Source organism: Rugamonas sp. FW305-51 (assembly GCF_058786935.1).
Genome location: NZ_JBYSZG010000012.1, coordinates 87,155 through 110,502, shown reverse-complemented (window position 1 = coordinate 110,502; position 23,348 = coordinate 87,155). Strand labels below are relative to the sequence as shown.

Genomic DNA, 23,348 nt, shown 5'->3' with positions numbered 1-23,348 from the left:
GTGATCTTAAGGTTGCGCGTGGCGGTGGGCGGCCGAGTAGCTGCCCGTGACGTAGTGCTCGAGCTGGCGCTCGATGTCGGTCAGCAGGCTCGATGCGCCGATGCGGAACAGGTGCGGCTCCAGCCACTCGTTGCCCAGTTCTTCCTTCATCAGGGTCAGGTACTGCAGCGCGGCCTTGGCCGTGCTGACGCCGCCGGCTGGCTTGTAGCCGATCTTGAAGCCGGTCTGCTCATGGTATTCGCGGATCGCGCGCACCATCGTCAGCGAGACGGGGATGGTGGCGTTGACCGGCTCCTTGCCGGTCGAGGTCTTGATGAAATCGGCGCCCGCCATCATGCACACCCACGAAGCCTTGGCCACGTTTTCCAGCGTGACCAGTTCACCGGTGGCCAGGATGGCCTTGACGTGCGCTTCGCCGCAGGCCTTGCGGTAGGCCACCATCTCGTCGTACAGCGCTTGCCAGTTGCCCGTCAGGACGTGCTGGCGCGTGATGACGATGTCGATCTCGGAGGCGCCGGCGGCCACCGACAGTTCGATCTCGCGCACCTTGGTTTCCATGCTGGTCAGGCCGGCCGGGAAGCCGGTCGACACGGCGGCGATCGGCAGGCGGCCCTGCAGCACTTGCACCGCCGGCTTGATCATCTCGTGGTAGACGCACACGGCGCCCGTTGTCAGCGCATAGTCCTGCAAGCCCATGGCCTGCACCAGGTCGGCGCGCAGCGGACGCAGGGCCTTGCGGCACAGGCGCTCGACGCGGCCCGGCGTGTCGTCGCCCGACAGCGTGGTCAGGTCGATCAGGCCGATGGCCTTGACCAGCCAGGCGGCCTGGTATTCCTTCTTCACCGAGCGGCGGTTGGCCAGGCTGGCGGCGCGGCGGTCGGCGGCGGCCTTGTTGATGTGGATGTGGTTGATCCAGCCCAGGTCGAGGGGGACCGCTTCGTTGCGCTTGAAGCCGGGAATAATGCTCATAACAGGTTGGTTCCGTTCGAAAGAGGTTTGACGCCAAGGTGATGGGCCAGGGTCTGGCCGATGTCGGAGAAGGTTTCGGAGATGCCCAGCGCGCGCGGCTGCACGCCGGGGCCGAAGAAGATCATCGGAATGTGTTCGCGGGTGTGGTCGGAGCCGGTCCAGGTGGGGTCGCAGCCATGGTCGGCCGTGATGACCACCAGGTCGCCGTCCTGCAGTCTGGCCATGAATTCGGGCAGGCGCGCATCCATCTCGTGCAGCGCGTTCGAATAGCCGGTCACGTCGCGGCGGTGGCCGAAGGCCTGGTCGAAGTCGACGAAGTTGACGAACGTGAGCGAACCGTCGCCCGCCTCGCCCGTCACCTTGAGCAGTGCGTCGAACAGGGCCATGTTGTCGGCCCCCTTGACCACGCGCGACACGCCCTGGGTGGCGAAGATGTCGCTGATCTTGCCCAGCGCGATGACTTCGCCGCCGCCGTCCTTGACGTGGTCCAGCAGCGTGGGCGCGGGCGGCGCCACGGCGTAATCGTGACGGTTGGTGGTGCGGGTGTACTTGCCGTTGGCGCCCACGAACGGGCGGGCGATCACGCGGCCGATGTTGTACGGTTCGACCAGCTTGAAGGCGATCTCGCACAACGCATACAGGCGCTCCAGGCCGAACGATTCCTCGTGCGCGGCGATCTGCAGCACCGAGTCGGCCGAGGTGTAGATGATAGGTTTGCCGGTGGCCACATGCTCGTCGCCGTGCTTGTTGATGATCTCCGTGCCGGAGGCGTGGCAGTCGCCCAGGAAGCCGGGCACGGCGCCCAGTTCCTGCAGGCGCGCCGTCAGCTCGGCCGGGAACGAGGGCACGGTGCGGGGGAAGTAGCCCCAGTCGAATTCCACCGGCACGCCGGCGATTTCCCAGTGGCCGCTCTGGGTATCCTTGCCGGTCGAGCGCTCGCGGGCGGCGCCGTAGGCGGCCGTGAAGCCGTCGCGCAGGGCGAAGCCGTCGGCCCACTGGCCGCAGGCGGCGTGGGCGGCGGCGGCCAGGCCCAGTTTTTCCATGGTCGGCAAACTCATGGGAGTGCCGGCCCTGGCGGCCCAGGCGGCGATGTGGCCGAAGGTGTTGGCGCCGGAATCGTTGTACTTGGGGGCGTCCGGCGTGGCGCCGAGGCCGAAGGAATCCAGCAGGAGGATAAATGCGCGTTTCATGATGTGCTCCGGGACGGGCTGGCCTTACAGTGTAGGCCCTGCGCCCAAAAAACAAAGGGGCGGACCAGGCCGCCCCACAGGGATTATGCTTGCGGCGTTTTCGCCACGTTGGCCAGGAAGCCCAGTATCAGCTCGACCAGCGACTTGGCGCCCACGGCCGCGTATTTCAGCGTCTGCTCGTGCGACAGCGGGAACGGCGACAGGCCCTCGGCCAGGTTGGTGATGACGGACACGCCCACCACCTTCAGGCCGCAATGGCGGGCCGACACCACTTCCGGCACCACCGACATGCCCACCATGTCGGCGCCCAGCGTCTTGAAGGCGCGGATTTCGGCCGGGGTTTCGAAGTTGGGGCCGGCGTAGGCGATGTACACGCCTTCATGCAGGATGACGCTCTTCTCGGCGGCCGCGGCCTGCAGCAGCTGGCGCAGGTCGGCGTCGTAGGCGTTGGCCATGCTGAAGAAGCGGGGACCGAAACGCTCGTCGTTCGGGCCTATCATCGGCGTGCCGGGCAGGTAGTTGATATGGTCGGTCAGCGCCACCAGCGAACCGGCGTCCACTTCCGTGCGCAGCGAACCGGCCGCGTTGGTCACGAACAGCATCTCGCAACCGAGCAGCTTCATGGTGCGCACGGCCGACGTCATCACGCCCAGGCCATAGCCTTCGTACACGTGGCCGCGGCCCTTCATGCACACCACCGACACACCCGACAGGGTGCCGATCACCAGTTCGCCGGCGTGGCCGTGCACGGTGCTGATGGGGAAGCCGGGCAGCTCGTCGTAGCTGATGGTCACCGCGTCCGTCATCTGTTCGGCCAGCACGCCGAGGCCGGAACCGAGGATCAGCGCGATGCGCGGCTTGAAGTCGGCCGGGATGCGGGCGCGGACGATGGCGGCGGCCTGGAATGGGGAATTGTTAGACATGGTTATCCTCGTTTTTATAGGTGAGTATCTGGTATGGCGGTGCCGTGCTGCTGTGCTGTTTCTGCCCTGCGCGCTTGGCGCAGTCCGGCCGGGCGCCGGGCGCCGCTACAACAACTGCTGGTGGTGCGGGGGTGCTGCAGATCAAACTTTCTTTTATTGATCGTCACTATGCCTGATCGCTATATGTATGGCAAATACCATTTTTCTTCGCAATTTATACAAATATCGAATAAATCCACGGTATTATGAGGATGCTCGTTTGACAGGCAGCAAACATATGTCTAGCATTGTAAACAAATGTTTATATGGACGTGGCCGTGACGGAAATCTCCAAGAAGGAACAGCTGTACCAGCTGATCCGCGCCAACCCCTTCATCTCCCAGCAGGACCTGGCCATCGAATTGCGCCTGTCGCGCTCGGCCGTGGCCGGCCACATCGCCGGCCTGATCCGTGAACGCCGGCTGCTGGGCCGGGCCTATGTGCTGCCCGACAAGCGCCCCGTGGTCTGCATAGGCGCGGCCAACCTGGACCGCAAGTTGCGCACGCTGGCGCCGCTGCAGCTGGGCACCTCCAACCCGGCCAGCGCCGAGGAAGTGTTCGGCGGCGTGGCCCGCAACATCGCGGAAAACCTGACCCGGCTGGCCCTTCCGGCCGCCCTGCTGACGGCGCTCGGCACGGATGCGGCCGGGCGCGCCCTGGCCGACCACGCCGAAGCGGCGGGCATCGACATGCGCGGCAGCCTGCACGTGACCGACTGCGCCACCGGCACCTACACGGCGGTGCTGGACGACCGCGGTGAAATGACGGTGGCGCTGGCCGACATGGCGCTGTACGACCGCCTCACGCCCGCCTTCCTGGCCAGCCGCCAGCCGCAGCGCACGGCCGCCGCCATGACGGTGGCCGACCTGAACCTGCCGCGCGACGCCATCTCCCTGCTGCTGGCCGACGCCCGGCGCGAAGCGGTGCCGCTCATTATCGTGGCCGTGTCGCAGCCGAAGATGGCGCGCCTGCCGGCCGACCTGCACGGCCTGCGGCTGCTGATCCTCAACCGCGGCGAACTGGAAACGCGGGTCGGCCATGCCCTGCCCACGGAAGATGACGTGGCCGCCGCCTGCCGCGCAGTGCAGGCCCAGGGCGCGCGCGACGTGATCGTCACCTGCGGCGGCCAGGGCGTGTTCCACACGGGCGCCGGCAAGCTGGCGTGGCTGCCGGCCCAGCAGGTCGAGGTGGTGGACGTGACGGGCGCCGGCGATGCCTTCGCCGCCGCCGTCTGCTGGTCGCTGTACCAGGGCAGCGACGACCTGGGGCTGGCCTGCCGGCGCGGCCTGAAGGTGGCCGCCATGACGCTGGAAAGCCCGGACACCGTTTCGCCCGTACTGGCGGCCGACGTGCTGGACGAAATCAACGATTTCGACCTGGACGCGCCGCCCTTCCCCCTCCATGACCATCCTCCGATTCAGGACTGACACCATGCACCAATTCCTCTCCTTCTCGCCCGAAGTGGCGGCCGCCCGCGCCGCCGGCACACCCATCGTGGCGCTGGAATCGACCATCATCTCGCACGGCATGCCCTATCCGCAGAACGTGCAGATGGCGCGCGAAGTGGAACAGATCATCCGCGACGGCGGCGCAGTTCCGGCCACCATCGCCATCATCGGCGGCAAGATCTGCATCGGCCTGTCGCCCGAGCAGCTGGAACTGCTGGGCACCGCGCCCGACGCCATGAAGGTCAGCCGGCGCGACCTGCCCTACGTGCTGTCGCAGGCCAAACTGGGCGCCACCACCGTGGCCGCCACCATGATCTGCGCCGAACTGGCGGGCATCGAAGTGTTCGTCACGGGCGGCATCGGCGGCGTGCACTGCGGCGCCGAGACCAGTTTCGACATCTCGGCCGACCTGCAGGAACTGGCCCGCACCTCGGTGGCCGTGGTGTGCGCCGGCGTCAAGTCCATCCTCGACATCGGCCTCACGCTGGAATACCTGGAGACGTACGGCGTGCCCGTGGTCAGCGTGGGCCAGCACGGCTTCCCCGCCTTCTTCACGCGCGAGAGCGGCTACGACGCCGACTTCCAGCTCGACACGCCGGCCGAGCAGGCGGCCTTCATCCGCACCAAGTGGCAACTGGGCCTGGACGGCGGCGTGGTGGTCAGCAACCCGGTACCGGAGGCCGACGCCATGCCCAAGGAAGAAATCGACGCCATCACGGAACAGGCCCTGCGCGAGGCGGCCCACCGCGGCATCACGGGCAAGCAGGTCACGCCCTTCCTGCTGGGCCGCATCAAGGACCTGACAGCGGGCCGCAGCCTGGCCACCAACATCGCGCTGGTGAAGAACAACGCCCGCGCCGGCGCCGCGCTGGCGCGCGCCATGCACGCGCACCCCGCCACCGCCAAGTAATCCGGAACACCGCGCCATGCCCAGACCGACCAACGCCATGTCCATCGACCTGAAACAGTTACGCTACTTCCTGGCCGTGGCCGAGGAAAAGAGCTTCAGCCGGGCGGCCGAACGGCTGCACATCTCGCAGCCGCCCTTGAGCCAACAGATCATGAAGCTGGAGGCGGAACTGGGCGTGCGCCTGTTCGCCCGCACCACCCGCACCTTCGAGCTGACGGTGGCGGGCAAGGCGCTGATGCAGGAAGCGTCCGAACTGCTGGCCAGGATGCGCATGACCATCGACACCATCCGCCAGATCGACCGCGGCGAGGTGGGACGGCTGCGGGTGGGCATCGTCGGTTCGGCCATGTGGGGGCCCATCCCCAGCCTGCTGGAGGAATTCCAGACCAAGTACCCGCGCGTGACGTGGACCCTGCACGAGCTGGGCCCCACCGTGCAGTACGAGGCGCTGCGCGCCAAGCAGGTGGACGTGGGCTTCTGGCGCGAGCCGAAACTGGACGAGGACGACCTCAGGCACGACAACCTGCGCCAGGAACTGTGCTACCGCGAGAACGTGTGCGTGGCCATCAACGAGCACCATCCGCTGGCCGCGCGCGGCGAAATCGACCTGATGGACATCGCCCAGGAGCCGATGCTGACGCTGGCGCTCGACAAGTCCTCCTTCCCCCGCTACCTGATCGAATGCTGCGTCAAGGCCGGTTTCCAGCCCACCATCTTCCAGGAGGCGAACGAGCCGCAGACGCTGCTGGCCATGGTGGGCGCGGGCCTGGGCGTGACGCTGCTGCCCGAGACCACCAGCCGCATCGGCTGGCCCGGCGTGGTGTTCCTGCCGCTGCGCGATCCGCCGTCGGCCAACCTGTACATCACTTACCCGGCACTGGACGACGCGCCCGTGGTGCGCGCCTTCCTCAACATCATCAATCCGCCGGCGCGCAGCGAGTAAAGGCCGCGGTTCAGATGAACTGCGGCAGCGCCGCCAGCTTGTCCGGATTGCGGATCACGAACACGGCGGCGATGCGGTCCCCGTCGACGATGAACGACTGGGCCGACTCTATCTTGCCGCCGACGTAGCGCAACAAGCCCGGTTCGCCATTGATGCGCGCCGCCCGGTAGACCACCTGCGCCGGAAACTGGTGTTCCAGCGACCAGTACAGGCCGGCCACGCGGCCGGCGCCGTACAGCACCTTGAGGAAGGCCGTGGCCTTGCCGCCGCCGTCGGACACCAGCTTCACGTCCTCCGCCATCATCGCCTTCATGGCGGCGCGGTCGCCGCTGGCCGCCGCCTGCATGAAACTGGCCAGCAGCGTGCGGTGGGTATCGCGGGGCACGGCAAAGCGCGGGCGCTCCTGCTGCACACGCTCCTGTGCCCGGTGCACCATCTGGCGGCACGACGCTTCCGATTTGCCCAGCATCGCGGCGATGTCCGCGTAGTCATGGTCAAACACCTGGCGCATCAGGAAGGCGGCGCGTTCGTCCGGCGCCAGCCGCTCCAGCACCCACATGAAGGCGACCGATACCTCGCTGGCCAGTTCGGCGGCGCTCTCCGGCGTGTTGTCGTCCAGTTCCACCAGCGGTTCGGGCAACCACCAGCCGATGTAGTTTTCGCGCTCGGCCTTGCGGCTGCGCAGGCGGTCGATGGCCAGCCGGGTGGTGATGGTCACCAGCCAGGCCTCCTCCGACTGCACGCCGTCGCGCGCGCTGCCGTGCCAGCGCAGCCATGCATCCTGCACCACGTCCTCGGCATCGGCCCGTATCCCCGTCATGCGGTAGGCGATGGAAAACAGCCGCGGCCGAAGCGCGGCAAAGGTCTGCTCGTTGGTGGGGGCGGAGGCTGTCATGGCGCGTCGATTCGAATGCTGGAACAAGGTGCGGGCGGTGCCGGTACGGGACATTGTAGTCCGCCCGGGCACCGCCCGCGCGGCGGGAGACGTGGCGTGCGGCGCTCAGAAACCTGGCGGCGGCACTTCCGGGATCGGGTTGCGCAGCGCCAGGTTGAGCATGTTCCAGCCCCGGATGGCGGCCACGGTGAAACTGAGCTCGGCGATCTCGGTCTGGCTGAAGTGCTGCGCCACCTCGGCGAAGGCGGCGTCCGTGTCGTCGCGCTGCGGCAGCGCGTTGACGGCTTCGGCCCAGCCCAGGGCGGCCCGTTCGCGGGGGCTGAAGAACGGCGCCTCGCGCCAGCCGGCGACGGCGTTCAGGTGGCGCGGGTTGACGTCCTGGCCGATCAGGTCGCGCCAGTGCATGTCGATGCACACGCCGCAGCCGTTGATCTGCGAAATGCGCAGCTGCACCAGCTCCACCAGGCGGGCGCCCAGCGAGCTCAGTTTGACGGAAACGGACAGGTTGATCAGCGCCTTCATGTTGGCGGGGGCCAGCGTGAAGAATGGAATACGGGGGGCGGCGTGAGACATGAATGACCTTTCGCGGGGTGGCGGAAGGCGCCCATTGCGCCTTCCATGTCCATAAGACGGGCCGGCCCGGCGTTCTGTGACAGCGCCGCGAAATATTTTTTCGCCGCCGTTGCTTAAATCATAGCCTCTCAGTGCGTCACGCCGCCCGCCTCGCGCATGTCGACGTCGTAGGCCAGCACGGTGCGCACGGCGATGCGCAAGCCTTCGATCATGTCGGCCAGCCGCATGCTGGGCGTGCCAGGATGGCGCGCCGCCTGCTGCGGCAGATAGGGCACGTGGATCAGGCCCGCGCGCATGGTGGTGCCCCATTCGGCCGCCTGGTGCATCAGGCCGTAGAACACGTGGTTGCAGACGAAGGTGCCGGCCGACTGCGACACCGAGGCCGGCAACCCGGCCTCGCGCAGCTGGTGCACGATGGCCTTGATCGGCAGCGTGGAAAAATAGGCCGCCGGGCCGCCCGCCACCACCGGCATATCGACCAGCTGGCGCTTGCGGTTGTCCGGGATGGGCGCGTCGTCGATGTTGATGGCGATGCGCTCGACCGTCATGTCGACCCGGCCGCCGGCCTGGCCCACCATGATCACCACGCTCGGCTGCACCTCCTCGATAATCTGGTGCAGCATCTTGCGGGCCACGCCGAAGGCGCATGGCAGCTGCCGCGCCACCACCGTGAAATCGCCCTCGTGCCAGTCGCCCAGCACCCGCACGGCTTCCCACGACGGGTTGATGTCTTCCTTGTCGAACGGCTCAAAGCCGGTCAGCAATATGATCTTGTTCATGCAATTTGCTCCAGTTACCGGTACATCAAAAAATACAACAGGCCGACATTGGCGGCCAGCAGCGGCAAGGCGGTGGCGATCTGCGCCTTGATCACGCCATGCTTGTCGCGCAGCTCCAGCAGGGCCGCCGGCACGATGTTGAAGTTGGCCGCCATCGGTGTCATCAGGGTGCCGCAGTAGGCGCTGAACATGCCGATGGCCGCCATCACGGCCGGATCGGCATGGTACACCCCCACCAGCACGGGAATGCCGACCCCGCCCGTCATCACGGGAAAGGCGGCAAAGCCGTTGCCCATGACGATGGTAAACAGGGCCATGCCCACGCAATACACGGCCACCGCCGCCAGCCGGGTGTCGAGCGCAATCCACTGCGTGACGACCTGGGACACGGCCTTGCCCACGCCCGCCTCCGTAAACAACAGCCCCAGCACCGCCAGCATGTGCGGCAGCACCACGGCCCAGCCCATGCTGTCGACCAGCCGGCGCGCCTCGCGCAGCGCCTGCAGCGGCGTGGCGCGGGTCAGCCGGCAGGCCGCCGCCACGGCCAGCAACGAGCCGCAGCCCAGGCAAACCAGGGTCAGGTTCTTCGTCTCGAGCAGCAGCTGGCCGCCCACATGTACGTCCTTGAGCAAGGTGGCGCCGACTATGGTGGTGGCCGGGATCAGCAGCGCCGGCAGCAGCAGCCGGTGTCCCAGGCGCTGCGCGCTGGCGCGGCGCTCGCCGGCCGTGCGCTCGCCGTGGCGCGCCGGCAGCACCCCGCCAAAGCCGGCCAGCAGCGCCATGACCACCATCGCCAGCCCCACCGCTTCCGGCGCCAGCCGTTCGCCGGCCAGGTAGACCAGCGCATACAGGGCCCAGAACAGGGCGCCCGCGTGGCGCCGCGGGTGCTGCCGGTCGCGCAGCGTCATGACGGCGATCGCCAGCAGCATGGCGCCGATCACCAGGTAGAAATAGTCGAGCGTGATGGTCATGCGCCATCCCCGGCATCGCCCGCGGCCGGCCCATGGGCCTGCGCCGCCAGCGCCTGCGCGCCCTCGCGCGCGATGCGCGCATCGAGCCGGTGCAGCCGCCAGGCGTGGATCACGAACGCGGTGACGGCGGTCGGCACGCCCCACAGCGCCATGCGCAGCGGATCGACTTCCAGCCCTTCGCCGCGCAGGATGGTCTGCATCAGCACGATGGCGCCGAAGGCGACGAAGATGTCCTCGCCGAAGAACAGGCCGACGTTGTCGGTGGCCGCCGCCATGGCACGGATGCGCTGGCGCAGCGCCTCGCTCAGGCCCGGATAGTGTGCCGCGGCCACCCCTTCGGCCATGGGCGCCACCAGCGGGCGCACCATGGTGGGATGGCCGCCCAGGCTGGTCAGGCCGAAGGCGGCGCTCAGCTCGCGCACCAGCAGATAGACGATCAGCAGCCGGCCCGTGGTGGCCGAGCGGATGCGGGCCACCACGGCCTGGGCATGTTCGCGCAGGCCGTAGCGTTCCAGCAGGCCGATGGCGGCCAGCGGCAGCAGCAGGATCAGGGGCAGGTTGCGGGTCTTGACGAAGGCCGTGCCGAGCGCCGCCAGCAGGTGGGCCGGTGGCATGGCCGCCGCCGCGCCGGTGGCGGCGCAGGCGGCCACCACCACCAGCACCGGGTGCACCCGCAGCGCAAAGCCGGCCACGATGACGGCCACCCCGATCAGCGGCCACAGATTGACGGCTGCATGCATGCTCGCTCCTCCCCCGGAAAATTGCTGGCATGATCTTACCCCAGCCCGCCTCGCGGCGCGCGGCAAAAATGTTCTGAAAAGCAATAAAATGGCTGACGGTCGCCGCCGCGCGACACTGGTTGAAGATTTTCTTTGACAGGCACAATTTAGCACGCTAATATTTACCCAACTACTAATCATTACGAAATCACCATCATGTTGGAACTCAAAGACTTACCCAGCTTCGATACCTTGTCGCAGTTCGCCAAGCTCTATCCGAACCCCGATATCGACGGCGTGCAGACCTGGCTGTTGCTGTCGCGCAGCTGCAGCGACATGATGGCCGAGTTCGAGGTCAACCTGGCCCGCCATGGCTTGTCACAGACCAAGTTCTTCGTGCTGCTGCTGCTCAAGCGCAGCCCGGGCGGACTGGGCGTGGGACGGCTGGCCGAGGGCGTGAGCGTGTCCTCGCCCACCATGACGGGCATCGTCGACCGCCTCGAGCAGGCCAAGCTGTGCCGCCGCGAGCAGGACGTGGGCGACCGCCGGGCCTGGGTGGTGCGGCTGCTGCCGGCCGGCGAGGCGCTGCTGGCCGAAGCCCTGCCCGAACATTACAACTGGGTAGCGCAGCTGATGAGCGTGTTCAGCCCCCAGGAGCGGGAACAGTTGCGCGGCTTGATGCGCAAGCTCAACGCCAGCATGGCCGATATCAAGGCCGTGCCCGCCTAGGGTCACGCCGGTGGCCGGGCGGCTGACGCCGCGTGGCCAGGACCGGCATTTTTTTATAAAAAATAGTTAGCCAGCTATATAGTTAATGGCTACTCTTGTGCTAATATTGAAACCATGCTTGATTAATAACTGATTGAGCCCGGCTGGCAACCCCAGTTTTTTTTGCAGTAAATAGTTAGCTAGCTACATAGTGCCTAACTAAATAGAAGCCACCGTATTAATAGCTGACGAAATGAAAGGATCAACATGAAACACCCCGTTGCCGTCTTGACCCTGCTGGCCCTGTGCGGCCTGGCCGCCGTCTCCCAGCTTTACCTGCCGCTGCCGCTGCTGGGCCAGATCGGCCGCCAGTTCGGGCTCGATGCGGCCGGTGCCGGCGCCGCGCTGGGCGCGTTCAGCCTGGCCTACGCCAGCGGCTTCCTGCTGTTCGGTCCGCTGTCGGACCGCATCGGCCGCAAGCCCGTCATGGTGGGCGGCCTGCTGGCCCTGACGGTGTGCACCCTGCTGCTGAGCCAGGCCAGCACGCCGGCCCAGCTGTATGCGGGCCGCGCCCTGCAAGGCCTGGCCACGGCCGCCTTCCCGCCGGCCGCGCTGGCCTTCCTGGCCGAGTCGCTGCCGGGCCGGCTGCGGCTGTGGGGCCTGGCTTGGCTGAGCACGGCCTTCCTGCTGGCCGGCCTGGTGGGCCAGATCTACGGCGGCCTGGCCGGCGCGGCCTACGGCTTCGGCTGGGCCGTGGCCCTGCCCTGCCCTATCTACCTGGCCACGGCCTGGATGCTGGCCCGCCTGCCGCAGGAACTGCGCACCCCGGTCCGCACGCCACTGCTGGCCAGCTACAGCGGGCTGTTCCGTGTCCTGCGCCAGCCTGCCCTGCGCACCGTGTACGGCGCCGCCCTGCCCCTGATGATGAGCTTCGTGGCCTTTTACCTGGGGCTGGACCGCCACCTGGGCGCCGCCCTGCGGGCCGCCCATCTGAGCCCGCTGGCCGTGCGTGCCGTGGCCATCCCCGGCTTCCTCATGCCGCTGGCCGTGGCCGTGCTGCTGCCCCGCTTCGGCGCCCAGCGCATGGTCAGCGTGGGCCTGGCGACGGCCGCCGCCGGGCTGGCCATGGCCGCCCTGGCCGGTGCAGTAGCCACCACCTTGGCCGCCACCCTGGCCGCCAGCGTGCTGTTCGTGGCCGGCGTGGGCATCAGCGTACCGAGCCTGATTGCCCGCACCAGTGCCCTGGCCGAGGCCAGCTGGCGTGGCCAGGCCGTGTCGCTGTACACCTTCGTGCTGTTCAGCGGCGCCAGCCTGGGCCCATGGCTGGCCGGCGTGGCCGCCCCGCTGCCGGCCGGCCAGTACTTCGGCTGCCTGGCCCTGCTGGTGAGCGGCGCCCTGTTACTGAGTTTGCCAACCGGCCGGCAGGCCGCCGCCGCCGCCGTGGCGGCGCGCTGACCGCCCGCCACCCTACAACGAGGAGAACCGCTATGAACGATCACAACAACATGCCGCTGCCCGTACGCCTCGACACCCGGCTGCGCCCGCCGGCCGGCTTCGAGCACCTGGCCAGCGTGAACCCGGTGGCACTGGACGGCGTGCCCGCCTGGCACCTGCGCTACGAGCGCAACGATGGCCAGAACGGCGGCCTTGGCGGCGAACACTACAGCATGGTGCTGTCGCCGGCCGGCCAGCTGCTGGGCAAGACCTGGTTCAGCGCGGCCCAATGCCAGGGCGAGCAGCCTTCGGCGGCCCAGGCCCAGCGCATCGCCCACTCCTACCTGGAACAGCATGCGCCGGACCTGCTGCCGGGGATGGCGCTGCAGTGGGTGCAGCCGCACGAGGAAACCTTGCGCACCACCGGCGCCGATGGCCAGCGCCGCCGCCACACGCTGACCGGCATGAAGGTCAAGTGCCGCAACGAGGCGGACGGGCGCTACTTCTGGGTCATCGTCGGCGCCGGCGGCGTGGTGCTCACGTTTGAACGCAACATCGTCTGGGACTTCGCACGCAGCCTGCGCCAGACGGAAAAATGGCTGCACGACAGTTGGTTGACAGGGCAGTTGCCAGCCCTGGCCTGAGCATGGTGCTCGGGACCGAAGGCTCTTTTATTCACTTTTTTAAACAGGAGGATTTATGAATCTGCAACTCGTTATCGCTGAGGAATTCAACAAGTTCGTACAAAAACCGGGCGTGCTGGCCTACAACGCCCTGCTGGAGCAACTGCGCCACAACCGGGTCGAGGCCCTGCGCGGCAAGACCCTGGTGGCGGGCCAAGGCCTGAGCAGCATGCAGATCGACCATGCCTACTGCCTGGCCATCAGCCTGGGCCTGAGCCAGGAGTTTGCCTGCTGGAATGAACTGAACCGCCACAGCCGCGCCGGCCATGCCCTGTCGCACAAGCACCAGGACCAGAACGTGCTGATCTCCGTGCCACGCAAGATCGACGACAGCCACTTCGAGGCCGACCTGCTGATCGACGCCCGCGGCGAACTGATGCTCGACCACCTGACGGGCCTGCACGTGCAGGGCATGGTGCTGACGGAGGCTTGCCGCCAGATGTTCATCGCCACCACGGAAGCGCACTGCATGGGCGAAGATGCCCCGGCCAAGCGCTACTTCGTCATCAACGAGATGAACATGCGCTTCCTGCAGTTCGCCTTCCCGCTGCCGGCCACCATCCGCTACCAGCTGATCGACCTGCAACGCCCCCGTCCGGACCGCGTCAGCGTGGTGGCCGACATGGAAGTGTGGCAGAACGGGCGCGCCGTGGCCGGCATGGCCGTCAAGTTCGGGGTGTTCGACGACGCCTACCTGGGCCCGCGCGAGAACCAGCTGGCCGACCAGGCCCTGTCGCACAGCCTGGACCTGGTGATGGCCGACCTAATTTCCCGTGGTCTGGGCCAGCCCGCCGCCACCCCGGCCTCCGCCGTGGCCGTGCCAGTCTGACCGGATCACCGCAACCGGCCGGCGCGCGCTACGGCGTGCCGGTCCTCAGGAGAATTTTATGTCTAGCAAACGATACGCCTTCTTCGACGTCGACGAGACCCTGATCGACCAGAAGAGCATGTTCAGCTTCCGCGCCTTCTACTACCGCGAGCGGCTGGGCGCCTGGCGCGGCGCGGCGGCCGACTGGCTGGCCCAGCGCCACCTGCGCGCCCTGCTGCGCCAGGGTTGCGAACGGTCGGAGGTGAACCGCGCCTACTACCGCGCCTTCCGCGGCCACACCCAGAGCGCGCTGGCGGCCAGCGCCCGGCGCTGGTTCGCCCAGGCCTCGGGCCAGCCCGGCTTCTACATCGCGCCCGTGCTGCGCGCCCTGCAGCGCCACCGGGCCGACGGCATCGAGCCGGTGTTCGTGTCCGGCTCGGCGCTGGAAATCATCGAGCCGCTGGCCGACGCGCTGGGCGTGCAGCACCTGCTGGTGAACCGCATGGCCGTCGAACAGGGCCGCTACACGGGCGAACTGCTGGCGCCGCAGACCATCGGCGCCGGCAAGCGGGTGGCGGTGGACGCCTTCCTGGCCGCGCACGGCGCCGACGGCGCCCAGTGCTACGGCTATGGCGACCACTATTCCGACCTGCCGCTGCTGGAAGCCGTGGGCCACCCCACCGTCGTCGCGCATGAACTGGAGATGCTGGCCCTGGCCAATGAACGCGGCTGGCCGGTACTGATCCCCCACCCCACCATGTAAGGAGAGCACCATGTCTGTCCGCATTTCCGCCCTGAGCCGCCTGGTGCTGCTGACCGGCCTGGCCGCCTGGCTCAGCATCGCCGTCTTCAACAACCTGACCGACCCCGGCACCAACCGCCTGCTGCTGGGCCACATGCTGTCGATGGACTTGCTGCGCAGCGAACCGGTGCTGGGCAGCGGCCTGGCCTGGCACGCCTGGCCCACCGAGCACGTACCGACCCTGCTGTACGCGGTGGCGGCGGTGCAGGTGACGGTGGCCGCGGCCCTGTGGCTGGCGGCCGCCCTGTTCGCCCGCGCCGGCTGGAGCGGCAAGCTGCGCCAGCTGCGCCAGGCCCGCAGCGCCGGCGTGCTGGCCCTGTCCGGCTTCCTGCTGCTGTGGCTGTGGTTCGCCTGCGGCGGCCTGTGGTTCGGCTACTGGATCAAGCAGGGCGCCGTGCAGTCGGTGCACCTGACCATGATCCTGATCGCCCTGGGCGCCCTGCTGTATGTGCAAAGCGCGCCCGTGTCCGAACCGCAGCTGCACAGCGCCTGAACCTGAACATACGCATAAACGGAGAACCAAGATGAAACCGTCCCCTACCCTGGCCCTGCTGCCGGCCCTGCTGGCCACCCTGCTGCTGGCCGGCTGCGCCAGCCCCGGCACGCAGCGCCCGCTGGCCACGCCCCTGGCCGCCGGCGCCGTGACCACCGGCACCAGCGCCGCGCTGGGCGACTGGCCCGCCAGCGACTGGTGGCGCGCCTTTCACGACGCCCAGCTCGACCGTCTGATCGAACAAGCCCGCGCCGGCGCCCCCGGCCTGGCCGAAGCGCGCGCCCGGTTGGCGCGGGCCGACGCCCTGCTGCAGGCGCGCCGCGCCGACGGCGGCCCGGAACTGAGCGCCGACGCGGCCGCGGCCCGCCTGCGCTACAGCGGCAACGGCGCCGTGCCGCCGGCCCTGGCCGGCACCAACCACACCTCGGCCGCGCTGACGCTGGGCTTCCGCTACGAGTTCGACTTCTGGGGCCAGAACGGGGAACGGGTGGCGGCCGAACTGTCGCGGGCCGACGCGGCCCGCATCGAAACGCGCTCCGCCGAGGCCACGCTGGCCGGCGCCATCGCCCACAGCTATGTGGAACTGGCCCGCACCGAACAGCAGCTGGCCCTGGCCCGGCGCCAGGTGGAACTGCGCCAGCGCGAAGTGACGCTGCGCCAGGCCCGCATCCGCACCGGCCTCGATACGGAAGTGGAATGGCGCCAAGCGGCGGCCGAGGTGCCGATGGCGCAGGCAGCCGTGGCCCAGCTGGCCAACGAGGCCGTGCTGCTGCGCCACCAGCTGGCCGCCCTGGCCGGCGCCGGCCCCGCGTTCGGCGAAGCGCTGGCCACGCCCACGCTGCAGCTGAACCAGGCGCTGACCCTGCCGGCGAAGCTGGACGCCGACCTGGTGGGCCGCCGCCCCGAGATCGTGGCCCAGCGCCTGCGGCTGGACGCGGCCGGCCACGACATCGGCGCCGCCCGCGCCGACTTCTATCCCAACATCGACCTGACCGGCAGCGCCGGCCTGGCCGCGCTCGACGCGGGCAGCCTGCTGCAGGCCGGCAGCCGCCTGTTCGGCGTCGGTCCCGCCCTGCACCTGCCCCTGTTCGACGCCGGCCGCCTGCGCACCGGGCTGGCCGTGCGCCACGCCGCCTACGACCTGGAAGTGGCGCGCTACAACCAGCTGGTGCTGGACGCCATGCGCGACGTGGCCGACCAGGTGGCCACCTGGCGCATGCTCGACAGCCGCCTGGCCGCGCACGGCAGCGCCCTGCGCGAACTGGACGCGGCCGAGAAAGCGGCCGGCCAGCGCTACCAGCAAGGCCTGTCGAGCTACCTGGTGGTGCTGGGCGCGCAGCAGCGCCAGCTGAGCCAGGCCCAGGCCGACGCCGACCTGCAGGCGCGCCGCCTGCAGACGGCCATCCGTCTCAATCACGCACTGGGTGACGGTGTGGCGCTGGGCGCCGCGCCGGCCCAATCCTGACCCCCGCCATCACTGGATTTTTTACCGGAGCACGACATGACTACCCAAGCCCCCGCAGTTCCCAACCAGGCCATCGCCCCCCAGCCGGCCGCCACGCCGCCGGCCGCGCGCCGCAAGACCATGCTGGTGGCGCTGGCCGCCGCGCTGGCCGTGGCCGGCGTCGGCTACGGCAGCTACTGGTACACGAGCGCCCGCTTCCAGGTGTCGACCGACGACGCCTATGTGGCCGGCAACGTGATCCAGCTCACGCCCCAGGTGGCCGGCACCGTGGTGGCCATCCACGCCGACGACACCAACTTCGTCCAGGCCGGCACCGTGCTGGCCCAGCTCGACCCCAGCGACGCCAAGCTGGCGCTGGAGCGGGCCAAGACCCAGCTGGCCCAGGCCGTGCGCCAGACGGAGGCGCTGTACCTGAACCAGGCCGCCCAGGCGGCCGCCGTCGACCTGCGCGAGGCGGAACTGCGCCGGGCCCGGGCCGACCTGGCCCAGCGCACGGTGCTCAAAGGCAGCGGCGCCGTGTCGGAAGAGGAAATCCGCCACGCCGAGGACACGGCCCGCACCGCCAGCGCCGCGCTCGAAGCGAGCCGCCAGCAGTATGCAGCCAGCCGCGCCCTGGCCGGCGCCGGCGCCGTGCGTGAACACCCGGCCGTGGCCCAGGCCGTGGCCGCCCTGCAGGAAGCCCAGCTGACGCTGGACCGCACGGCCATCATCGCGCCCCAGAGCGGCTACGTGGCCCGGCGCAGCGTGCAGATCGGCCAGCGGGTGGCCGTGGGCGCGCCGCTGCTGGCCGTGGTGCCGCTGGACCAGCTGTGGGTGGACGCCAACTTCAAGGAAAGCCAGCTGCGCAACATGCGCATCGGCCAGCCTGTCACGCTGACGGCCGACCTGTTCGGCCACAACGTGGTGTACCACGGCCGCGTGGCCGGGCTGGGCGCCGGCACCGGCAGCGCGTTCTCGCTGCTGCCGGCCCAGAACGCGACGGGCAACTGGATCAAGGTGGTGCAGCGCCTGCCGGTGCGGGTGGCGCTGGAGCCGTCCGAAGTGGCGGCCCATCCGCTGCGGGTGGGGCTGTCGATGGTGGCCGAGGTGGACGTGTCGCAGCAGGGCGGCGCCCAGCTGGCCGGCGCCGTCAGCGGCGCGCCCGTGGCCCAGACCAGCGTCTACCAGGCCCGCACCGGCGCGGCCGACCTGGCCAACGACATCGTGCGCGCCAACCTGGTGCGCTGAACGGAGCCATTGCCATGACCACTGCCACCGCCAACGCAGCCCCCGCCGCGCCGGCTGCTCCGACTGTTCCGCCGCCGCTGACGGGCATGCGCCTCGTCTTCGCCTCCATCGCGCTGGCGCTCGCCACGTTCATGAACGTGCTCGATATCACGATCGCCAACGTCTCCATCCCGTCCATCGCGGGCGACATCGGCGTCTCGGCCAGCCAGGGCACGTGGATCATCACCTCGTTCGCCGTGGCCAACGCCATCGCCGTGCCGCTCACGGGCTGGCTGACCCAGCGTTACGGCCAGGTGCGCCTGTTCGTGACGGCCGTGCTGCTGTTCGTACTGGCCTCGCTGCTGTGCGGCCTGGCCACCAACCTGGAAAGCATGATCGTGTTCCGCATCATGCAGGGCGCCGTGGCCGGCCCCATGATCCCGCTGTCGCAGGCGCTGCTGCTGCAAAGCTATCCGAAGGAAAAATCCGGCATGGCGCTGGCCATGTGGGCCATGACCACCATGATCGCACCCGTGATGGGCCCCATCCTGGGCGGCTGGATCTCGGACAATATCTCGTGGCCGTGGATCTTCTACATCAACATCCCCACCGGCCTGTTCGCCGCCTGGCTCACCTGGCTGCTGCTGCGCGACCGCGAATCGGTGCGCGTGAAAAAGCCGATCGACGGCGTGGGCCTGGGCCTGCTGATCGTGTGGGTCGGCTGCCTGCAGGTGATGCTCGACAAGGGCAAGGAACTGGACTGGTTCAGCTCCACGGAAACGGTGGTGCTGGCACTGACGTCGGCCATCGCCTTCGCCCTGTTCGTGATCTGGGAGACCACGCATGAACACCCGATCGTGGACCTGAGCCTGTTCAAGCGCCGCAATTTCTCGATCGGTACGCTGGCGCTGTCGCTGGGCTACGGCGTGTTCTTCGCCAACCTGGTGCTGCTGCCCCTGTGGCTGCAGCAGTTCGCCGGCTATACGGCCACCTGGGCCGGCATCGTCAGCGCGCCGGTGGGCATCCTGGCGCTGCTGCTGTCGCCGCTGGTGGGCAAGCATATCGGCCGCTTCGACGTGCGCTGGCTGGCCAGCTTCGCCTTCTTCGTGTTCGCCATCGTGTGCTGGCTGCGCTCGCAGTTCAACATGCAGGCCGACGTGGCCACCATCATGCTGCCGCAGCTGATCCAGGGCGCCGCCATGGCCACCTTCTTCGTGCCGCTGACGGCGCTCACGCTGTCCGGCCTGCCGCCGATGCGGCTGGCGGCCGCCTCCGGCCTGTGCAACTTCGCCCGCATCACGGCCGGCGCGTTCGGCGCCTCGGCCGCCGGCACCCTGTGGGACGACCGCGCCAGCCTGCACCACGTACGCCTGGCCGAAGCCGTGTCGCCCTACGCACAAGCGACCCAGGACACGCTCGACAAGCTGGGCCAACTGGGCTATTCGGCGGCCCAGTCGTGGCAGCTGCTGGAACGCCAGATCAACACCCAGGCCTACATGCTGGCCGCCAACGACCTGTTCTGGGGCTCGGCCCTGCTGTTCGTGCTGCTGATCGGCGTGGTGTGGCTGGCCCGGCCCGTGGCCGCCGCCGGCAAGGTCGATGCGGGCGGTGCCCACTGAACGATTTACCCCGTTTTCGATTTACCCCGTTTTTTGACTGACGACGTTTTTTTTCAACCGCTGTACTCATTCACTCACGACAGGAGCTATATCATGAAAACCACTGCATGGATTGCCACTCTGATCATCGTTGCCGCCAGCGCCACCGCTTCCGCCGCCGATGCGCCCGACGCCACGCGCGCGGACGCCGCCGCATCGTCCTCCACCTCCGTCCGGTCCCAGCCGGCCGCTGAAGGCCTGACCCGCGAACAGGTGCGGGCCGCCCTGTTCACGGCCCGCAGCAAGGGCGAGGTGCCGGAGACGGAAGTGGATATGGATGTGGCGCAGACCCGCAAGCACCAACCGCAGCGCTGATGTCCTGCGCAAGTGAAAAAGCCCGCGCACCTTGCGGTGCGCGGGCTTTTTCATGGGCAGTTAAAACTCAGTAGTAACCTTGAATGTGGTGGCCAGGCCCCGACACGGAACATTCAAAAAGTCATTTGACCGGGGCCGACGAAGTCAATGGCTGCACCGCCAGCCGCAGCCCCATCGCCTTGAGGATCGCAAGTAAGCTGTTAAGCGCCGGATTGCCCTTCGGTGAGAGCGTGCGATAGAGCTGGGTTGGGTTCAGCTTCGCCTGTTCGGCGATTGCCTGAACACCGCCGAATGCCTGTACCATCTGGCGCAACACGATCAGCAGTTCGGCCTGATCGCCGTCTTCCAGAATGCCGTTGATCACCTCCAGCGCGAGCGCGGAATCAGTGCGATACATCTCGGCCATTACGGCGTGATGGGGGACGCTTCTCATCATCGGTACTCCATGCGGTCAAATCAGTCTATAAGTTGGACAATGGAATCAAACATTGGTTCGCTTTGGACTTTCTCGACGAAAGAAACGATCGATTTCGACTTTAGCTCCGATTTCATCGACCGTATTAGATTGGCGCTTGCAAAATCCCGACCGTTTTAGCCTCATTCGGCTGCAACTGGGCCGGATTAGACCGTAGAGGAGATCTGGAACACCGGGGCCTACCCCGTACGTGGGCGTTCCCATCGATTCGCTTAGAAGTGAAAAAGCCCGCGCACTTGCGGTGCGCGGGCTTTTGATGAAACAGCTACGGCTTAGAAATTGACCTTGAACGTGCCGCCCCAGGTGCGCGGTTCGTTCAGCATGCCGGTCAGGTTGTCGAAGTCGATGGCGCCGATCAGTACCTGCTTGTTGGTGATGTTGCGGCCAAAGGCAGCCACTTCATACTTGCCGTTGCCCCACTTGTAGCCGGCGCGCAGGCCGCCTTCGGTCAGCGGCTTGGCCTTGTACTCGGGCGCTTCGTACAGGAAGAAGTTGTAGCTGCTGCGGTAGGTCCAGTCGGTGTAGGCATAGAACTCGCCGTCGCCGATTTCCTTGCTGTACTTGAGGGTGAAGTTCAGCTGGGTCTTGGGCGCGCGCGGCAGCGGGTTGCCGTCGATCTTGGAGGTGCCGGCGAACGGACCGGGCGCGTTGGTCGGCGTACAGCCGCTGGCGGCGTTGTTGTTGACGTTACCGCAGTACTGCACGAACAGGTTCTTGTCCTTGATCTCCGTGTCATTGTAGCTGCCGCCCAGGGTCATGCTGAAAGCGTCGCTCAGGTTGGCCTGGAAGTCCACTTCCACGCCCTGGCCCGTCACCTTCTCGGCGTTGATCAGCTGGTTCATGTTGACGGAACCGCTGCCGGCCGTCAGCTGCTTGTCCTTGACGCGGTACTGGAACAGGCTGGCCGACAGGCGTGCGCGCTTGTTGAACAGGTCCTGCTTGATGCCGGCTTCGTACGACAGCGCTTTTTCCGCGCCGGCGAACGATGGCTGGTCCGTCAGCCCGAACAGGCGACCCTGCATACTGGGCGCGCGGTAGCCGGTGGCGACGCGGCCGAACAGGTTGGTGGTCTTGTCCAGCTCATAGGTGCCGCTGAAGTCCCAGCTCACGTTATGCGAGGTGTTGTCGATTTCGTGGAACGAGGACTGGGGCGGTTCCACCCGGCTGGCCGAGAAGTTCTTCTTGTCGTTCGTGTAGCGCAGGCCGCCGCGCAGTTTCAGCTGGTCGGTGACGGTGTAGTTGAGCGAACCGAACGCGGCCCACGACTTGGCGTCCTGGGTCTGGGTGGCGTAGTTCGGCGACAGCGGGTTGCCCGGCGTGAGCGAATCGAAGGCGATACTGTCGATGCGGATATGCTCGTCGAAGTAGAACAGGCCGCCGATCCACTGCAGCGGGCCCTTGTAGTTGGACTCGGCACGCAGCTCTTGCGAGAACTGGCGGTGGCTAGGCAGCAGGTCGGCCGTCTCGACCGGGAACGGAATCACGCCCGGGCCGCTCGGCAGCGCGCCTTGCACCGGACCGCAGAACAGCGTGCAGCCAAAACCGCCATCGACGTCGCCGCGGCTGTAGAAGTCCAGCTTCTCGTAGCCCGTGATCGAGTGCAGCGTGATGTCGCCCGCGTTGTACTTCAGGCGGATGTTGCTGCCCTTGGTCTGCAGGTGCTGGTAGTTCTGGCCGTCGGTCGGGTAGGAACCGTAGTCGAAGCCGTCCACCAGGTCATTGGTGCCCTTCTTGATGATGTTGGCGCGGAACAGGGTGGCGCTGCCGTGGTAGTCGCGCTCATGGTAGTTGAACAGGGCGCTGAAATCCTTGTTCGGCTGGACCAGCGCCTGCAGGCGGAACGCCTGGTCGCCGTAGCCTTCGAAGTCCTGGGTGCCCGTGTTGGGGTTGGGATTGGTGTTGTGCACGCGGTTGCCGCGGTGCTGGCTGGTGCCGGAGAAGCGCAGCGCCACCGTGTCGTTGACGGGAATGTTGAACATGCCTTCGGCCGTCTTGGACGAGTAATTGCCGATGCCCAGCGTGACATAGCCTTCCTGGCGGAACACGGGCTTGGCCGAGTCGAACTTGATCACGCCGGCCGGCGAGTTGCGGCCGAACAGGGTGCCCTGCGGGCCGCGCAGCACTTCGATCTGGTCCACGTCGAACACGGGGAAGCCCTTGAGCATCGCGTTTTCCTGCACGATGTCGTCCATCACCAGGCCCACGGGCTGGGAAGCGTTCAAGTCAAAGTCGGTATTGCCCAGGCCACGGATGTAGAAACGGGGGAAGGTGCGGCCATAGTCCGATTCCACGTTCACGCTGGGCGAGCGGCCGGCCAGGAAGCGAACGTCGGCGGCGCCGGAGGTGAGCACGTCGAGCTTGTCGCCTTTCAGCGTGGCGATCGACATCGGCACGTCCTTGATGTTCTCGGCGCGGCGCTGGGCCGTCACGATCACCGTTTCCAGCTGGCCCGGCACGGCCTTGTCGGCGGCGGGCGCGTCCTGCCCCGCTTCGTCCGCCATGGCCGCGTGCAGCGGGAAGGCGCTGGCCACGGCCAGCGCGATCAGCGTACGGGCGGCAAAAACCTTGTTTTTTCTTATCATGAGTGCAACTCCCTTTGGTAGAACACCAGTTTAAAAATCCACGCCGGCCGGGTGGGCCGGGCAGGACATCTGTCATCGCGCCCGCAACGGTCCGCGGGCGTTGGAAACATGTGAAATTCCCCACATTTGCCTTTGCATTCTGCAAAGTAACGGCCATGCTAGCATGAAAAAAAATGAGGGAAAATTCCTAAGTGCACGCAAATATTCATATCTTATTCATATAAATAGCGAACAAAAATCGTATTTGTCGAACATATCGCCCCTGTAGCATAGTAGGGGACCGCCCTTGCATGGGGATGGCCAGTGCGGCCCCGGGGCCGCACCATGAAGCAGGCCAATTCCTGGCTTTTCCGACCGGAC

23 protein-coding genes are annotated in these 23,348 nt (G+C 67.4%); 13 read left to right on the top strand and 10 right to left on the bottom strand.

Annotated elements, in window-relative coordinates:
• Positions 1-6 precede the first annotated feature (6 nt).
• From deoC to xapA, 3 genes are all read right to left on the bottom strand, one after another.
• Positions 7-969 carry a deoxyribose-phosphate aldolase gene (gene deoC / locus AC3WOS_RS11115; protein ID WP_492715997.1) on the bottom strand — a complete coding sequence of 321 codons (963 nt, stop codon included), beginning with the start codon at positions 967-969 and terminating at the stop codon, positions 7-9.
• Positions 966-2,159 (bottom strand): phosphopentomutase, encoded by a 1,194-nt coding sequence (locus tag AC3WOS_RS11110; protein WP_492715996.1) that lies wholly within the window; start codon positions 2,157-2,159, stop codon positions 966-968. Before AC3WOS_RS11110 ends, deoC begins: the two co-directional genes overlap by 4 nt.
• A gap of 83 nt (positions 2,160-2,242) precedes the next feature.
• Complete coding sequence (xapA, locus tag AC3WOS_RS11105; RefSeq protein ID WP_492715995.1) at positions 2,243-3,082, bottom strand: xanthosine phosphorylase; 840 nt, start codon at positions 3,080-3,082, stop codon at positions 2,243-2,245.
• A 317-nt stretch (positions 3,083-3,399) separates the two neighbouring features.
• Here xapA and AC3WOS_RS11100 point away from each other — a divergent pair, with 317 nt between their 5' ends.
• From AC3WOS_RS11100 to AC3WOS_RS11090, 3 genes are read left to right on the top strand one after another with little or no spacing between them, the layout of a single operon-like run.
• The gene (locus tag AC3WOS_RS11100; RefSeq protein ID WP_492715994.1) at positions 3,400-4,548 is read left to right on the top strand and encodes a carbohydrate kinase; all 1,149 of its coding nucleotides are present in this window, start codon (positions 3,400-3,402) and stop codon (positions 4,546-4,548) included.
• A 4-nt stretch (positions 4,549-4,552) separates the two neighbouring features.
• Entirely contained in the window at positions 4,553-5,479 is a 927-nt protein-coding gene (locus AC3WOS_RS11095; RefSeq protein WP_492715993.1) for a pseudouridine-5'-phosphate glycosidase, read from the top strand.
• 37 nt (positions 5,480-5,516) lie between these two features.
• The gene (locus tag AC3WOS_RS11090) at positions 5,517-6,422 is read left to right on the top strand and encodes a LysR family transcriptional regulator (protein WP_492716027.1); all 906 of its coding nucleotides are present in this window, start codon (positions 5,517-5,519) and stop codon (positions 6,420-6,422) included.
• Positions 6,423-6,432: 10 nt separating this feature from the next.
• On the opposite strand, the gene AC3WOS_RS11085 is transcribed toward AC3WOS_RS11090, so the two are convergent.
• The 5 genes from AC3WOS_RS11085 to AC3WOS_RS11065 form a co-directional block, all read right to left on the bottom strand.
• A complete protein-coding gene (locus tag AC3WOS_RS11085; RefSeq protein ID WP_492715992.1) occupies positions 6,433-7,317 on the bottom strand; it encodes an RNA polymerase sigma-70 factor in 885 nt (294 codons plus the stop codon).
• Positions 7,318-7,422: 105 nt separating this feature from the next.
• The gene (locus tag AC3WOS_RS11080; RefSeq protein ID WP_492715991.1) at positions 7,423-7,890 is read right to left on the bottom strand and encodes a carboxymuconolactone decarboxylase family protein; all 468 of its coding nucleotides are present in this window, start codon (positions 7,888-7,890) and stop codon (positions 7,423-7,425) included.
• A gap of 128 nt (positions 7,891-8,018) precedes the next feature.
• Positions 8,019-8,669 carry a pyroglutamyl-peptidase I gene (pcp, locus tag AC3WOS_RS11075; RefSeq protein ID WP_492715990.1) on the bottom strand — a complete coding sequence of 217 codons (651 nt, stop codon included), beginning with the start codon at positions 8,667-8,669 and terminating at the stop codon, positions 8,019-8,021.
• A 14-nt stretch (positions 8,670-8,683) separates the two neighbouring features.
• Positions 8,684-9,640, bottom strand: a complete 957-nt coding sequence (locus AC3WOS_RS11070) for a DUF979 domain-containing protein (protein WP_492715989.1) — start codon at positions 9,638-9,640, stop codon at positions 8,684-8,686.
• Positions 9,637-10,380, bottom strand: a complete 744-nt coding sequence (locus tag AC3WOS_RS11065; RefSeq protein ID WP_492715988.1) for a DUF969 domain-containing protein — start codon at positions 10,378-10,380, stop codon at positions 9,637-9,639. The genes AC3WOS_RS11070 and AC3WOS_RS11065 overlap by 4 nt, the downstream gene beginning before the upstream one ends.
• Positions 10,381-10,575: 195 nt before the next feature.
• Here AC3WOS_RS11065 and AC3WOS_RS11060 point away from each other — a divergent pair, with 195 nt between their 5' ends.
• From AC3WOS_RS11060 to AC3WOS_RS11015, 10 genes are all read left to right on the top strand, one after another.
• Positions 10,576-11,088, top strand: coding sequence for a MarR family winged helix-turn-helix transcriptional regulator (locus tag AC3WOS_RS11060; RefSeq protein ID WP_492715987.1), 513 nt, complete (start codon positions 10,576-10,578; stop codon positions 11,086-11,088).
• A 246-nt stretch (positions 11,089-11,334) separates the two neighbouring features.
• The gene (locus AC3WOS_RS11055) at positions 11,335-12,522 is read left to right on the top strand and encodes an MFS transporter (RefSeq protein WP_492715986.1); all 1,188 of its coding nucleotides are present in this window, start codon (positions 11,335-11,337) and stop codon (positions 12,520-12,522) included.
• 32 nt (positions 12,523-12,554) lie between these two features.
• A complete protein-coding gene (locus AC3WOS_RS11050; protein WP_492715985.1) occupies positions 12,555-13,145 on the top strand; it encodes a hypothetical protein in 591 nt (196 codons plus the stop codon).
• 55 nt (positions 13,146-13,200) lie between these two features.
• Entirely contained in the window at positions 13,201-14,013 is an 813-nt protein-coding gene (locus AC3WOS_RS11045) for an AfsA-related hotdog domain-containing protein (protein WP_492715984.1), read from the top strand.
• 58 nt (positions 14,014-14,071) lie between these two features.
• Positions 14,072-14,755 carry an HAD family hydrolase gene (locus AC3WOS_RS11040; protein ID WP_492715983.1) on the top strand — a complete coding sequence of 228 codons (684 nt, stop codon included), beginning with the start codon at positions 14,072-14,074 and terminating at the stop codon, positions 14,753-14,755.
• 10 nt (positions 14,756-14,765) lie between these two features.
• The gene (locus tag AC3WOS_RS11035; RefSeq protein ID WP_492715982.1) at positions 14,766-15,287 is read left to right on the top strand and encodes a DUF2165 family protein; all 522 of its coding nucleotides are present in this window, start codon (positions 14,766-14,768) and stop codon (positions 15,285-15,287) included.
• 31 nt (positions 15,288-15,318) lie between these two features.
• Positions 15,319-16,752, top strand: a complete 1,434-nt coding sequence (locus tag AC3WOS_RS11030) for an efflux transporter outer membrane subunit (protein ID WP_492715981.1) — start codon at positions 15,319-15,321, stop codon at positions 16,750-16,752.
• Positions 16,753-16,788: 36 nt separating this feature from the next.
• On the top strand, positions 16,789-17,979 hold the full coding sequence (locus tag AC3WOS_RS11025; protein ID WP_492715980.1) for an HlyD family secretion protein: 1,191 nt from the start codon (positions 16,789-16,791) through the stop codon (positions 17,977-17,979).
• 14 nt (positions 17,980-17,993) lie between these two features.
• Positions 17,994-19,577, top strand: coding sequence for a DHA2 family efflux MFS transporter permease subunit (locus tag AC3WOS_RS11020; RefSeq protein WP_492715979.1), 1,584 nt, complete (start codon positions 17,994-17,996; stop codon positions 19,575-19,577).
• 93 nt (positions 19,578-19,670) lie between these two features.
• Positions 19,671-19,931 (top strand): DUF4148 domain-containing protein, encoded by a 261-nt coding sequence (locus tag AC3WOS_RS11015; protein WP_492715978.1) that lies wholly within the window; start codon positions 19,671-19,673, stop codon positions 19,929-19,931.
• Positions 19,932-20,052: 121 nt separating this feature from the next.
• On the opposite strand, the gene AC3WOS_RS11010 is transcribed toward AC3WOS_RS11015, so the two are convergent.
• Both AC3WOS_RS11010 and AC3WOS_RS11005 read right to left on the bottom strand, forming a co-directional pair.
• Entirely contained in the window at positions 20,053-20,364 is a 312-nt protein-coding gene (locus tag AC3WOS_RS11010) for a helix-turn-helix domain-containing transcriptional regulator (RefSeq protein WP_492716026.1), read from the bottom strand.
• A 314-nt stretch (positions 20,365-20,678) separates the two neighbouring features.
• Entirely contained in the window at positions 20,679-22,988 is a 2,310-nt protein-coding gene (locus AC3WOS_RS11005; RefSeq protein WP_492715977.1) for a TonB-dependent receptor, read from the bottom strand.
• Positions 22,989-23,348: the final 360 nt, after the last annotated feature.